At 40.2% G+C, this 13,453-nt stretch carries 11 protein-coding genes and 1 pseudogene; 1 reads left to right on the top strand and 11 read right to left on the bottom strand.

The genetic code is table 11. The features are described from left to right. Nucleotides 1-10 precede the first annotated feature (10 nt). The 10 genes from trmFO to HMPREF2619_RS09815 form a co-directional block, all read right to left on the bottom strand. Nucleotides 11-1,345, bottom strand: a complete 1,335-nt coding sequence (trmFO, locus tag HMPREF2619_RS09860) for a methylenetetrahydrofolate--tRNA-(uracil(54)-C(5))-methyltransferase (FADH(2)-oxidizing) TrmFO (RefSeq protein ID WP_070461011.1) — start codon at nt 1,343-1,345, stop codon at nt 11-13. A gap of 239 nt (nt 1,346-1,584) precedes the next feature. Further along, on the bottom strand, nt 1,585-2,463 hold the full coding sequence (gene rsmI / locus HMPREF2619_RS09855; RefSeq protein ID WP_070461009.1) for a 16S rRNA (cytidine(1402)-2'-O)-methyltransferase: 879 nt from the start codon (nt 2,461-2,463) through the stop codon (nt 1,585-1,587). A gap of 2 nt (nt 2,464-2,465) precedes the next feature. After that, complete coding sequence (yabA, locus tag HMPREF2619_RS09850) at nt 2,466-2,783, bottom strand: DNA replication initiation control protein YabA (RefSeq protein WP_070461008.1); 318 nt, start codon at nt 2,781-2,783, stop codon at nt 2,466-2,468. 29 nt (nt 2,784-2,812) lie between these two features. Further along, nucleotides 2,813-3,703, bottom strand: a complete 891-nt coding sequence (locus HMPREF2619_RS09845; RefSeq protein WP_070461007.1) for a DNA polymerase III subunit delta' — start codon at nt 3,701-3,703, stop codon at nt 2,813-2,815. Next, nucleotides 3,700-4,338, bottom strand: coding sequence for a dTMP kinase (gene tmk, locus HMPREF2619_RS09840; RefSeq protein WP_070461005.1), 639 nt, complete (start codon nt 4,336-4,338; stop codon nt 3,700-3,702). Before tmk ends, HMPREF2619_RS09845 begins: the two co-directional genes overlap by 4 nt. A 119-nt stretch (nt 4,339-4,457) precedes the next feature. Continuing rightward, nucleotides 4,458-5,255, bottom strand: coding sequence for a pyrroline-5-carboxylate reductase (gene proC / locus HMPREF2619_RS09835; protein WP_070461003.1), 798 nt, complete (start codon nt 5,253-5,255; stop codon nt 4,458-4,460). Nucleotides 5,256-5,258: 3 nt separating this feature from the next. Beyond that, nucleotides 5,259-6,521, bottom strand: coding sequence for a glutamate-5-semialdehyde dehydrogenase (locus HMPREF2619_RS09830; protein WP_070461001.1), 1,263 nt, complete (start codon nt 6,519-6,521; stop codon nt 5,259-5,261). Between the two features lie 9 nt (nt 6,522-6,530). Continuing rightward, entirely contained in the window at nt 6,531-7,640 is a 1,110-nt protein-coding gene (proB, locus tag HMPREF2619_RS09825; protein ID WP_070460999.1) for a glutamate 5-kinase, read from the bottom strand. A 158-nt stretch (nt 7,641-7,798) separates the two neighbouring features. Further along, nucleotides 7,799-8,995, bottom strand: a complete 1,197-nt coding sequence (tuf, locus tag HMPREF2619_RS09820; protein WP_001040718.1) for an elongation factor Tu — start codon at nt 8,993-8,995, stop codon at nt 7,799-7,801. A gap of 413 nt (nt 8,996-9,408) precedes the next feature. Beyond that, nucleotides 9,409-10,518, bottom strand: coding sequence for an AI-2E family transporter (locus HMPREF2619_RS09815; RefSeq protein ID WP_070460996.1), 1,110 nt, complete (start codon nt 10,516-10,518; stop codon nt 9,409-9,411). A gap of 105 nt (nt 10,519-10,623) precedes the next feature. On the opposite strand from HMPREF2619_RS09815, the gene pbp3 reads away from it, so the two are divergent. Further along, nucleotides 10,624-11,865, top strand: coding sequence for a D-alanyl-D-alanine carboxypeptidase PBP3 (gene pbp3, locus HMPREF2619_RS09810; protein ID WP_070460994.1), 1,242 nt, complete (start codon nt 10,624-10,626; stop codon nt 11,863-11,865). Between the two features lie 37 nt (nt 11,866-11,902). Here pbp3 and HMPREF2619_RS09805 read toward each other — a convergent pair. Continuing rightward, nucleotides 11,903-13,299 (bottom strand): annotated as a pseudogene (locus tag HMPREF2619_RS09805) (APC family permease). Between the last annotated feature and the right edge of the window lie 154 nt (nt 13,300-13,453).

The following is a 13,453-nucleotide window of genomic DNA, read 5'->3' as shown; positions in this document are numbered from 1 at the left end:
TTTGAAAATTTTAAACGGATAAAAAGTTTTCCAAATCAGCCAAGGCACGCTCTGCAATTTTTTCATAACGAGCCTTCTTATCACGAATGCGGTCGCCTTCCAATTCCTTGATAATTCCGAAATTGACGTTCATTGGTTGGAAGTGTTTACTATCAGCATGGGTGATGTAATGAGCTAGACTTCCAATTGCTGTTGTCTCTGGGAAAATAGCAGGACTTTCTCCCTTGAAAAGACGAGCTGCGTTAATACCAGCTACTAGACCTGATGCCGCTGACTCAACATAGCCTTCCACACCCGTCATCTGACCAGCGAAGAATAGATTTGGCTGTTTCTTAGAACGGTATGTCTGCTCAAGAAGATTTGGTGAATCCATGTAAGAATTGCGGTGCATGACTCCATAACGGACAAACTCTGCATTTTCAAGACCTGGAATCATTTGGAAGACACGCTTTTGTTCTCCCCATTTAAGGTGAGTTTGGAAACCAACGATGTTATAAAGACTACCTGCAGCATTGTCCTGACGAAGCTGAACGACCGCATAAGGAGTTTTAAAGTCTCCATCACGAGGACCTGTGTAATCGTCTGGATACTCCAAACCAACTGGTTTCATAGGACCATAGAGCATGGTTTTGATACCCCGTTTAGCCATGACTTCGATTGGCATGCATCCTTCAAAGTATTTTTCTTTTTCAAACGAATTCAGAGGCGCTTCTTCCGCATTTACCAAGGCTTCATGGAAATCCATAAACTCTTGTTTGGTCATAGGAGCATTGAGATAGGCTGCTTCTCCCTTATCATAACGAGATTTGAGATAAACCTTGTTCATATCAATCGAATTAACATCCACAATAGGCGCTGCAGCATCGTAGAAATAAAAACCGTCACCGCCATTAAGAGCGTGAATTTTCTCAGCAAGGGCATCACTAGTCAAAGGACCAGTCGCTACAACTGTAATAGCATCCGTTGGCAATTCTGTGATTTCGTCACGTACCACTTCAATCAAGGGATGATTGGCAATTTTTTCAGTGACCATTTGAGAAAAACCATCACGGTCAACCGCAAGTGCACCTCCAGCAGGAACACGGGTTGCTTCTGCTGATCCTAAGATAATAGAACCTAGGCGGCGCATTTCCTCCTTGAGGAGACCTACGGCATTTGTAAGAGCATCCCCACGCAGTGAGTTCGAACAAACTAACTCGGCAAAATTGTCAGTTTTATGCTGAGGTGTTGACTTGACACCACGCATTTCATAAAGTTTAACTGGAATACCACGCTCTGCGATTTGGTAGGCTGCTTCAGAACCCGCCAATCCCGCACCGATAACATTGATATAAGATTGAGACACGACACTAATACCTCTTTGGGAGTGTGAATTTCCTGAGTCAGGTTGAAAAAGTTCCCTCCGAACTTACTTCGCTCTCGAGTTTTCAGGCTCTGGCTGAAAAAGTCCCCCGGACTTTCATCGCTTTCGAATTTCTTGGCTCTGGCTGAAAAAGTCCCCCGGACTTTTTCACTCCCACAAATCTTTCTATTTTTTTCTTCTTCTAGTATAACAAAAAAAGGGAAGAAGGCAAACTTCCCTGTCTAGTTGTTTTCCTGATGTTCTTCCCATTCGTGGTAGGCAGCATAGAGCTGGCTTTTATTCCACTGGTACATTTTCGCAACTTCCTTAATGGCCTGATTTTTCTTAATACCTTGCTGGATGCGGTCCTGTATCTCAGAGAATAAATCCTTTTCATCCTTATCCTCTACATCCTGACTAGCACCTTCTACAATGATAAGGCATTCGCCTTTGAGCGGTGTTTCAGCGATGCTTTCCAGTAATTCTGAAATTTTTCCTCGTTGATATTCTTCAAAGATTTTAGTCAATTCTCTAACCAAGACCACCGAGCGATCACCGTAGACTTCTAGCATATTTTCTAGCGTATCTGCCACACGGTGAGGTGATTCATAGAAAATCTGAGTCTCTGGATAAGTTTTTTTTGCTTCGAAAAACTGCTTTTGCTGACCAGATTTTCGTGGTAAGAAACCATAAAATATGTGAGGCTGTGGCGCTAAACCGCTGGCAATCAAGGCAGAAATTCCTGCACTAGCTCCTGGAACCGTGACAACTGCGATATCTTCTTCAATGGCAGCCTTGACCAAATCATGCCCCGGGTCAGAAATACTAGGCATCCCTGCATCAGATACTTGGGCAAGATTTTGACCTTGCTTCAACAACTCAATCAAATCAGGAATTTTTTCCTTGGCATTATGCTCGTGAAAACTGATTTGTTTGGTTGAAATTTCAAAATGCTTGAGCAAAAGTCCAGTGTTACGAGTATCTTCTGCCGCGATCCAGTCGACCTCCTTCAAGGTCTGAATAGCGCGAAAAGTCATATCATCTAGATTACCAATCGGCGTTGCGACTAGATAAAGCTTGCCATAGGGAGATTGTCCCTTAAAACTCTTTTGAATCTGCATACTTACTCCCTAAATAACAACTCATCACAAAACATACATTCTGCATCTTGCTCTCGACGTTGACCATAAAAATCACGGCAAACATGAAAACCGTCCTCATAAATGCGACGAACATTTTCCCTCACATGTTTAGTTTTGGATGGAGTTGTCTCCTCAACTTCTCCCAATCGTTCTCTCAGTTTATCATTTTCTAAACGAAGAGCTGTATTTTCCTCTACCAGACTCTTGAGATTTTTCTTGATAGCTTCGACGTCTGCCAAGGTTACCAACAATTGCTGTGAAAAGTCATCTAAAGCATCAAATAATTCTTTTTTATTCATTACAGCCCTTTCTTTAATCTATCATTTCTTTAATTTTTTTGTAAAACCAGGTATTCCAAAGCGTTTTGAAAGCTGACATTTGCCCGCCACATTTTTCGAGCTTGAATGAGATGTTGCAAAATGTTCCGAGCTGAAACGTTGAAAATCTCCTGCCCGGCTAATACCTCTAAAATCCTGAGCACGTGATCTTGCTTTTCTTTATCATCAGCCAAACTCGTTAATTTTGCAACTTGCAAATAAGATTCCTTTTTTGAGGCTAAAAGCCACGAAAAGAAACGTTCACTTTCATCTACTAGTGTCCAAAATCCTGCTTGATGCACTAGCTTATCAGCCTCGGTCTGAGACTGACTAAATTGGGCCAATAGTTTGGCTTTATTTTTTACTAAACCAGCCTCTTCAAGCTGTGACATTAAAGTAGAGACTTGCTTCTTAAATTGGAAAATCTGTGTCCGACTTCGAATCGTTGGCAACATCTGTTCCTCATCATCAGTCAAAAAGAAAATGTAGATTTCGCTCTGTGGTTCTTCAATAACCTTTAAAAGAGAATTTGCAGCATTCACATGCATTTTTTCTGCTTGTTCGATAATAAAGACCTGACGTTGATTTTCAATACCAGACTGGGAAAATTGACCAACTAATTCTCGAATACGCTCTGTCTTAATGACTTGATTCAGAGGTTTAATTATGGTCACATCAGGAAACTCTTCCTGCTCAATCAATTTACAATTCCGACATTTTTCACAAGGAAAAATACCAGTTTTCTCACTACAAAAGAGACTTTTAGACAAAAAAAGCGCCATCTCTAAACTTCCAAAATTACCTGAAAAGAGGTAGGCGTGATTGAGCTGCCCTTGCTCCAAGATATGGACAAAACGTTCAAATTGTAGAGGTTGACAAGCCCTTAATTGCTCTTGCTTCATCTCCTTAATCCCATCCTATCAAAAAGTAGCTGTTGCGTATTTTCAATCACTTGATCAAGCGGTAGGCTAGCATCGATTTTTTCGATGCGATTTCCTTCTCTTTCAAGAAGAGAAAGGTAACCTTGACGAACTTTTCGGTGTAGATCCAGACCTTCCATGTCCAAACGATTGACTTCCCGATCACTATTGGCAGCAATACGTGCCAGCCCCTCTTCGACTTCAATATCAAAATAAAGAGTCAAATCAGGTTTCAGTCCATCAGTCGCAAACTCATTAAGCCAATCAATAGCATCGATATCTAAACCACGCCCAAAGCCCTGATAAGCAACAGAACTATCGATAAAGCGATCCATGATAACCAGTTTTCCAGCTGCAAGTGCTGGTAAGACCTTTTCCACCAAGTGTTGTCGACGACTAGCAATATAGAGGAGAAGCTCAGTCTTAGGATCCATTTCAGTATGACTAGGATCTAGGATAACTTCGCGAATTTTTTCTCCAATTAAGACCCCACCTGGTTCACGGGTTGTTAAAACTTCCACTCCCCTATCCTCTAATATAGGGATTAAGGCTTCAAGAACGCTTGTTTTTCCTGCTCCCTCTGGTCCCTCAAGAGAGACTAAAAATCCTTTTGACATGTCTGACTCATTTCTATTTTTCTCTCTTCTATTCTATCAAAAAAAAGGGGATTTGTGAAAAGCTTTTTTCATTTCCTTCTTTGTAAGAAAAAAAGAGGGTGAGTTTTATTGCCCACCTCTTATTTGCCTAATTCTTGAGTTTTTTTGTAGGCTTGGTTGACAGCATCCATAACGGTTCCTCTAAAAGCACGTTCTTCTAGACTTGCTACACCAGCAATGGTCGAACCACCTGGGCTACAAACTTGATCTTTCAAGACTCCAGGATGTTGCTGACTTTCTAGTACCATTTGACCTGCACCAACTACTGTTTGAGCCGCCATTTTCAGAGCCATTTCTCTTGGCAATCCTGTCTGAACTCCTGCATCTGCCAAAGCTTCGATAAATAGATAGACAAAGGCAGGACCACAACCTGCAAGCCCTGTTGCCGCATCTATTAAACCATCGCTTAATTCAACCAACTGCCCTGCATTGGCTAAAAGTTGACAGAAAAGTTCATTGTCTTCTGGATGACAATTTGCAGACAAGGCATAACTAATCACTCCTTGCCCAATAGCAACAGGGGTATTAGGCATAATACGAATAATCCTATGGTGACTTGGAAGAAGACTAGCGAGTTTTTCCAAGGTTAAACCAGCTGCCATAGAAATCAAAAGAAGACTTTCTCGTTTCTCAAGGATTGACTGATATTGAGTAAGCAGTTCAGAAAATTGAGCTGGCTTGACTCCTAGAAAAATCACATCAGCTTCTGCAAAGATTTCGTCATTGCTAGAAGCCTGACCACCATAATTGGCAATAAAAGCATCCACCTTAGCTTGACTACGATTAGCAAGGAGAATCTGATGACTCATTTTTGCCTGCAAGACAGCCTTAGCCAAACTAGCTCCCATATTCCCCAAGCCGATAAATCCAATCTTCATCTCTTACTCCCTTATCTGTCCATCACCAGTAACCACATATTTGTAGCTGGTCAATTCCTTCAAGCCCATTGGGCCACGCGCATGCAATTTCTGAGTAGAAATCCCCATTTCACAACCTAGACCAAATTGGCCACCATCTGTGAAACGAGTTGAAGCATTGACATAAACCGCCGCCGAGTCCACTTGATCTGTAAAGTAAGCTATAGCATCACCATTTTCAGTCACAATCGCATCCGAATGATGGGTGCTGTGGGCTTCGATATGCTCTACAGCTTCATCAAGACTAGAAACTACTTTTACAGCTAGGACATAGTCTAAAAATTCAGTGTCAAAGTCTTGAGCCACTGCTGCTTGTCCAGAAATATATTGACTTGCTTTAGCATCCAAACGAAATTGAATCGGTTCAAGACCAGCTTCCTTTCGCTCGGCAACCAGAACTTGCTCCAAGCGAGGAAGGAAGCTTGCCGCCTTGTCTTCATGAACAAGCAGCACTTCCATGGCATTGCAGACTGAAGGACGACTAGTTTTAGCGTTATTGATAATAGACAGTGCCTTGTCTTCATCCGCGTCCTTGTCAACGTAGACATGAACAATCCCTGTACCTGTTTCGATAACTGGCACAATAGCATTCTCAACGACAGCATTGATTAACCCGGCACCTCCGCGAGGAATAAGAAGATCTAGATAACCCTTAGCCTTCATCATGGCATAACTACTTTCACGGCTAGTATCTTCTACTAATTGAATGACGTCTGGATGAATGGTAGTAGTCTCCAAGCCCTTCTTCAAGGCTGTGACAATGGCATGAGCTGTTTGGTAGGCATCCTTACCGCTCCGAAGGACAACCGCATTTCCACTCTTGAGAGCAAGGGCAGCTGCATCAGACGTCACATTTGGACGACTTTCATAGATAATGCCAATAACACCCATAGCCACACGCTTCTTAGTAATGACCAAACCATTTTCAAGTTGCCTTCTTTCTAGGACTTCACCAATTGGATCTGGTAAAGCAACCACATCACGAATCCCTCTTGCCATCGCTTGGATACGACTTGCATCCAAATAAAGACGATCGAGCATAACATCTGAGATTTTCCCCTTAGCCACTTCCATATCGCGAGCATTAGCTGATAAAATCTCTTCAGTAGCTGCCAATAAGTGATCGGCCATAGCTAGTAAGGCCTGGTTTTTCACCTCTTCACTAGCTGTGTTAATCGACTTTTTAACAGCCTGTACCTGTTCAAATTGTTCTTGTGTACTTACCATAGTTTACCTCTAAAATTCTGTAAAGAGTAGTTGGATTTCAGGAGTAATGGAAATCCAGTCATCACGATGAATCAGGACACCCTTGGCTTTTTGAGAACGAAGGACTTCTTTAAGCCCCAATGCACCTAGTTGCACTCTACCTTTTCCGAGTGATTTTCCACTTTCCTTATCAAATACCGTTACAATATCACCATAAGAAAAATTGCTCTCAACATCTACAACCCCTGATAAAAGGAGACTCTTTCCATGTTGAGATAGGGCTTCTGCCGCCCCTTTATCAACCCAAATAGCTCCCTGACTTTTGGCATAAAAGGCCAGCCATTGTTTCTGGGTACGAAGTCCCTTCTCCTGGGCAACAAAGTAGGAACCATCCTTGGTCTTCTCTGCTGCCTCTATCATAGCATCAGCTTTCAAAGATGAACAGATATAAACCGGTACTCCTGACTCTGTCGCAATGGTCGCTGCCTTTATCTTAGTCAGCATACCTCCAGTTCCATTAGATGAACCTGCTCCGCCAGCCATATCGATAATTTCACGATTGATGGTCTCGATTCGCTCCAAGCGTTTAGCTCTTGGATCCGAGTTAGGATTACCAGTATAAAGACCGTCTACATCTGTTAAGAGAACCAAAAGATCTGCCTGCACCATTGCAGCTACCTGAGCACTGAGCGTATCATTATCTCCGACCTTAAGTTCGTCAATGACGACACTATCATTCTCATTGATGATAGGAATTGCACCACGATTTAGAAGGACAGATAAAGCTTGATGGGCATTTTTATAACGTCGCTTATCGACAAAATCATCCTGAGTTAGCAAAATTTGCGCTGAAACAATCTGTCTTAAGAGCAAATTTGTTGTATATTCTTCCAGAAGCAATCCTTGACCAACCGCTGCTGAAGCTTGCTTATCCGCAATCTTTGTTGGTCGTTTTTTAAATCCTAAGGCTCCGAAACCTGCTGCAACAGCCCCAGAAGACACCAAAATCAGCTCATGACCTGCTTCATGCAGCATTGCAAGCTGCTGTGTAATAGCTTTTACTTTACTGCGAGATAAACTTCCATCTTTATGAGTCAAGGATGAAGTCCCTACCTTAAATACGATACGCTTGTACTTCATATTTTTCTCCAAATTTAATATTTAACCATTTTACCATGATTTTATGAAATTGTAAAAAAGGAACTCTCTCACTTTTGATCGAAAAAAAAAGAACCTTGCAAAGCAAGATTCTTTTAGTGTCTGACTTAAATAATTGTTCTTCTGGGAACTAAATCGAATTAAGCTTCGATTTCTGTAACCATACCTGAACCAACAGTACGTCCACCCTCACGGATAGAGAATGTAGTACCTTGTTCTACGGCGATTGGGTGGATCAACTCAACGTCGATTGTCACGTTATCACCTGGCATTACCATTTCAGTACCTGCTGGAAGTTCGATTGAACCTGTAACGTCAGTAGTACGGAAGTAGAATTGTGGACGGTAGTTGTTGAAGAATGGAGTGTGACGTCCACCTTCTTCTTTAGTAAGGATGTAAACTTCACCTTTGAATTTAGTGTGTGGGTTGATTGAACCTGGTTTAGCGATAACTTGTCCACGTTCGATTTCGTCACGTTGAACACCACGAAGAAGGACACCTACGTTGTCTCCTGCAAGACCTTCGTCAAGTTGTTTACGGAACATTTCAACACCAGTAACAACAGCTTTTTTAGTTTCTTCTTTGATACCAACGATTTCGATTTCGTCGTTGACACGAACAGTACCACGGTCGATACGTCCTGAAGCAACTGTACCACGTCCAGTGATTGAGAATACGTCTTCGACTGGAAGAAGCAATGGTTTGTCAGTGTCACGTTCTGGTTCTGGAATGTACTCATCAACAGTGTTCATCAATTCCATGATGATGTCTTCGTATTTAGAGTCACCTTCAAGAGCTTTAAGAGCTGAACCTTGGATAACTGGAAGATCGTCACCTGGGAAGTCGTATTCTGAAAGAAGGTCACGGATTTCCATTTCAACCAATTCAAGCAATTCTTCGTCATCAACCAAGTCGATCTTGTTCATGAAGACGATAAGGTGTTTAACACCAACCTGACGTGAAAGAAGGATGTGCTCACGAGTTTGTGGCATTGGTCCGTCAGTTGAAGCTACTACAAGGATAGCTCCGTCCATTTGAGCGGCACCAGTGATCATGTTTTTAACGTAGTCCGCGTGTCCTGGAGCGTCGATGTGAGCGTAGTGACGTTTTTCAGTTTCGTACTCAACGTGCGCAGTGTTGATTGTGATACCGCGTTCGCGTTCTTCTGGAGCAGCATCGATAGACGCATAGTCTTTAGGTTGGTTAACTGCTGAAGGCAAGCGACGTGCCAAAACAGTTGTGATAGCTGCAGTTAGGGTAGTTTTACCGTGGTCAACGTGTCCGATAGTACCAATGTTAACGTGTGGTTTACTACGATCGTATTTTTCTTTTGCCATTTGAGTAAAAGCCTCCAATAAAATATATTTTATAGATAGACAGTAGGCAATACAGTCTAACTTTCCTTACTATTTTATCAAATTTCAGCTAAATTGCAAGTGTTTTACAAAGTTTTTGTGAATTATTCTTATTCTTGCTCTACTTCCTCTACCAATTTATTTAAAATATCTATAAATAGGCTTATTTTAGCAAAAGGCGATAGACCATAAATCGATAACCCAAGTCTGAATCTCCTATTTCCAGCCCCGAAAGACTTCAATCATTCAGTTGTTTGTAAAAAATTTATGTATAGAAAAATTAAAGTTTCATTATAAGAGATTTGAGAGTTTGAAAACCAATAAAAAGGTTGATCAACTACAGCGCCAAAGATACAATGATCAAAAAAAGGTCGGGATTTTTTATCCCGACATCTTTATTCTGATAGATGTTTCTTAACTTCTTGTGCTTCCTTATGATTTTCATACAGTCGCGCTAAGAATTTAGCAATCTCTTTTAAAATGGAATAGGTTGGAACAGCAACAATCATCCCAATCACACCATAAATATTACTTGATAATAAAAGCAAGACTAAAATAGTAATCGGGTGAACCTTCATAACCCCACCCACAATACGTGGATATAAAATATTTCCATCAACTTGCTGAATAATCAACATATAAATGACAGCAATAATCATTTTATGAGGATCGGTGAAGAGATTTGAGATGATCATTGGAATCAAGCCAATGCTTGGTCCTACATACGGAATCAAGTTAGCCAATCCAGAAAAAATGGCGAAGACCAAGGCGTATCTTAGACCAATCACACTATAACCAATAAAAGCTAAACATCCAATAATAACTGCATCTATAGACACTCCACTAATGTAACGAGAAATAGTTGTATTTAGGTTTGTCAATAAACCGGATATGTTCAATTTATCTCGTTTTAATATAGTTCTTTCTAGCATGGGTAAAAATTTATGCCCATCAAGTAATAAGTAAATCAAGAAAACTGGTGTCATGATGATAATCAATACAGTGCTTACGAGTGCAGATAGAACACTTCCAACACTATTTGTCACACTGTTCAAGATATTTTGCAAAATATCAACATAAGAGAGGTTCAGTTGCTGAATAGTTTGTTGGATATCTAGATTTTGTAGGGCTGGATGTTTTGATAACTCAATAACTAAATCTTGAAGACGACCGTAAATGTTTTGACTCGAGTAAATTAAGCTACTTAACTGATTAATCAAAATCGGCAGCAGATAAACAAAACTAAGTACGAGTGCACAAACTAAGGCACAAAGGGTTAACAAAATCCCAATGATTCGATTGATTTTGCATTCCTTCTCTAAAAAGATAACAATTGGGTTGGTTAGATAATACAAAAATCCTCCCAATAAAAAAGGAACCATGATTGTATTTGCAACACTGACAAAGGGTGTAATAATAGCACCCATTTCTTTCCATAGATAGAAAATTAAGGTTATTAGTAGAATTTCAGTTGTCCAGAAGAATAGTTTGTTTCTCCGAAACATAGGCCACCTCCTCTTTTCCCTATTTTACCATATTTCAAAAAAGATTGATAACTTTCATCACAAAAACAAGAATATCTTTTGTCTTTGTGATAGAATAAAGTTACTATGAAGAAATTATTTTTAACCTTATTAACCCTCTTTTCATTTGCTTCAGCAACAACTGTTGCTGCCCAAGATTTTGATGTAGCAGCAAAACATGCCATTGCTGTTGAAGCTAATAGCGGTAAGATTTTATACGAAAAGGATGCTACTCAACCTGTTGAAATTGCTTCTATTAGCAAATTGCTTACCGTATATCTCGTTTACGAAGCCTTGGAACAGGGGAAAATCTCTCTTTCCACTCCTGTAGAAATTTCTGATTACCCCTACCAGTTGACAACTAATTCTGCGGCTAGTAATGTGCCCATGGAAGCTAGAAATTACACTGTTGAAGAGTTATTAGAAGCTACTTTAGTATCTAGTGCGAACAGTGCTGCTATCGCTTTAGCTGAAAAAATTGCCGGTTCTGAGAAGGACTTTGTAGATATGATGAAGGCCAAACTACAAGAATGGGGAATTCAAGATGCTACCCTCGTCAACACAACTGGGCTCAATAATGAAACTCTTGGCACTAATATCTATCCTGGTTCAAAGAAAGATGATGAAAACAAATTGAGCGCTTATGATGTTGCTGTCGTTGCTCGCAACCTCATCCTCAAGTATCCTCAAGTTTTAGAAATCACCAAGAAACCTTCTTCTACTTTTGCAGGGATGACAATTCATTCTACCAACTATATGTTGGAAGGAATGCCTGCCTATCGTGGTGGTGTTGATGGACTTAAAACTGGTACGACTGATAAAGCTGGAGCATCCTTTGTAGGTACGACTGTAGAAAAAGGAATGCGTATTATCACTGTTGTCTTAAACGCTGACAACCAAGATACTAATCCATATGCGCGCTTCACAGCTACTTCTTCTATTTTAGATTACATCTCATCAAACTTTTCTCTACAGACAATCGTCAAGCAAGGAGAAAGTTATGAAGATAGTAAATCACCTGTATTAGATGGGAAGGAAGATACTGTTACGGCTGTTGCAAAAGAAGATATCAAAATCGTTCAACGTCTTGGTAGTCGTACACAATCAACTATTACTTACACAGCGGACACGACTGAACACACTGCTCCACTAGAGGCAGGAACTGTCGTTGGACATTTGACTTATCAAGACAAGGATCTAGTTGGTCAAGGATACATTACAACTGACAAACCGAGTTTTGAGATGGTCGCAGAAAAAAATGTCGAAAAAGCATTCTTCTTAAAAGTTTGGTGGAATCGATTTGTTCGTTTTGTTAACGAGAAGTTATAAAAAAATCGAAAAATCGCGAATTTCGCGATTTTTTTCTTTATTCATTTTTAGCTACAGTCGAATGGTTATATCCATAAACAAAGTAAATAATAACTCCTATTAATAAAGCTAGTCCAAATGCCATCCATGTTTCTATGGTATACTGAAGCATGAATGAGAGGCAAATCAGAATAGACAAGATTGGTAAAAAAGGTACCAGGGGAGTTTTAAATTCTCCCTCTTTGGGCATACCCTTATCTTTTCTCAATTTGATAATTCCATAGGCTAAGAGAATAAGATAGGCTAAGGTACAGATATTGAGAAAGGCTGCGATACTTGCCAAAGGGAAGATCCCAGCTGCAATCGCTGAAACTCCACCTGTCAAGATGGTTGCATTCTTAGGGACGCGACTAGTCTTGGTCACTTCTTTAAAGCTTTGAGGTAATAGTCCATCGCGGGCCAAGCTATAAATCATTCGTGACAAGGCATAGGTCATGGAAATACATACCGTAATCAAGGTAAAAATTGCAACAAGTGAAACATAATTAGCTGCCCAACCAATACCGATACTTCTCAGCGCAAAAGCCACTGCATCATCAACATTGAGCTTGCTATAGTGAACGATACCGGTCAATATCAAAGTAACCAAGGCATACAGAATGGTTACAATGGTTAAGGATAAAACAATCCCACGTGGAATATTCTTTTGTGGACTTTGAATTTCATCAACTGCCATAGAAATGGACTCAAAACCTAAGAATCCAAAGAACATGAGTGAAGCACCTGCCATAATTCCAGTGCTTCCTCCATAAATCTGACCAAAACCAAATGGTGCAAAATCTGACCAATTTTCAGGTTTAATGTACCAAATACCAACTAGGATAAATAAGGCAAGAGCAGAAAATTTAAAACAACAAGAATAGAATTAAAACGAAGAGCTGCTTTCGAATTTAAAAGTACAACACCTGTAACAAGTAGAATTACTAAAATTGGTAAAAAATCAATATAAGTACCATGTTCAGGATTAAAAGTTCCATTCAAGACTTGTGGCAAGGAAATTCCATAATGGCTAAGCAACCCCTTAAAATAGGCCGCCCAACCAGAAGCAACACCTGAAACTGCTGTCATAAATTCCATAATGGTTAACCAACCAGCTATCCAGGCTGGAAATTCACCCAGAATTGCATATAAATAACTATAAGCTCCACCCGTTGCAGGAACACGAGAGGCAAATTCTGCAAAAAAGAGAGCAGATAAGGACACACATATCGCAGAAATCACGATAGATACCACAAGAGCAGGTCCTGCTAATGTTGCTGCAGCAGTTCCTGTAATGGTGAAAATTCCCGTTCCTACCATAGCACCAATTCCCAAAAGAATTAAATCCCATAGTTTTAAATGGCGATGCATTTCTGTCTTACCTAGACTAACGTCTTTGGTTCTAAAAATATTCATCATTCATCTCCCAATTTATAAGATTGTATTATTTTATCATATATAGGGATTTTTGTGAATATTTATTAGCATTTTTCATCAAAAAAACTGAGAGTGAGACAGAAATCGGTAATTCGTTAGAATACGATTTCGTCGTCCCACCTCCGCACAGTTG

Source organism: Streptococcus sp. HMSC074B11 (assembly GCF_001808705.1).
GTDB lineage: Bacteria > Bacillota > Bacilli > Lactobacillales > Streptococcaceae > Streptococcus.
The sequence above is the reverse complement of the archived record's forward strand: the minus strand, read 5'-3'. Positions and strand labels throughout refer to the sequence as shown.

What these genes read in the sequence shown, in the direction of transcription:
- proB (WP_070460999.1), bottom strand. Translation starts at nt 7,640, where the DNA reads ATGAAGTACAAGCGTATCGTATTTAAGGTAGGGACTTCATCCTTGACT.
- HMPREF2619_RS09845 (WP_070461007.1), bottom strand. Translation starts at nt 3,703, where the DNA reads ATGAAGCAAGAGCAATTAAGGGCTTGTCAACCTCTACAATTTGAACGT.
- yabA (WP_070461008.1), bottom strand. Translation starts at nt 2,783, where the DNA reads ATGAATAAAAAAGAATTATTTGATGCTTTAGATGACTTTTCACAGCAA.
- tuf (WP_001040718.1), bottom strand. Translation starts at nt 8,995, where the DNA reads ATGGCAAAAGAAAAATACGATCGTAGTAAACCACACGTTAACATTGGT.
- HMPREF2619_RS09830 (WP_070461001.1), bottom strand. Translation starts at nt 6,521, where the DNA reads ATGGTAAGTACACAAGAACAATTTGAACAGGTACAGGCTGTTAAAAAG.
- rsmI (WP_070461009.1), bottom strand. Translation starts at nt 2,463, where the DNA reads ATGCAGATTCAAAAGAGTTTTAAGGGACAATCTCCCTATGGCAAGCTT.
- HMPREF2619_RS09815 (WP_070460996.1), bottom strand. Translation starts at nt 10,518, where the DNA reads ATGTTTCGGAGAAACAAACTATTCTTCTGGACAACTGAAATTCTACTA.
- pbp3 (WP_070460994.1), top strand. Translation starts at nt 10,624, where the DNA reads ATGAAGAAATTATTTTTAACCTTATTAACCCTCTTTTCATTTGCTTCA.
- tmk (WP_070461005.1), bottom strand. Translation starts at nt 4,338, where the DNA reads ATGTCAAAAGGATTTTTAGTCTCTCTTGAGGGACCAGAGGGAGCAGGA.
- proC (WP_070461003.1), bottom strand. Translation starts at nt 5,255, where the DNA reads ATGAAGATTGGATTTATCGGCTTGGGGAATATGGGAGCTAGTTTGGCT.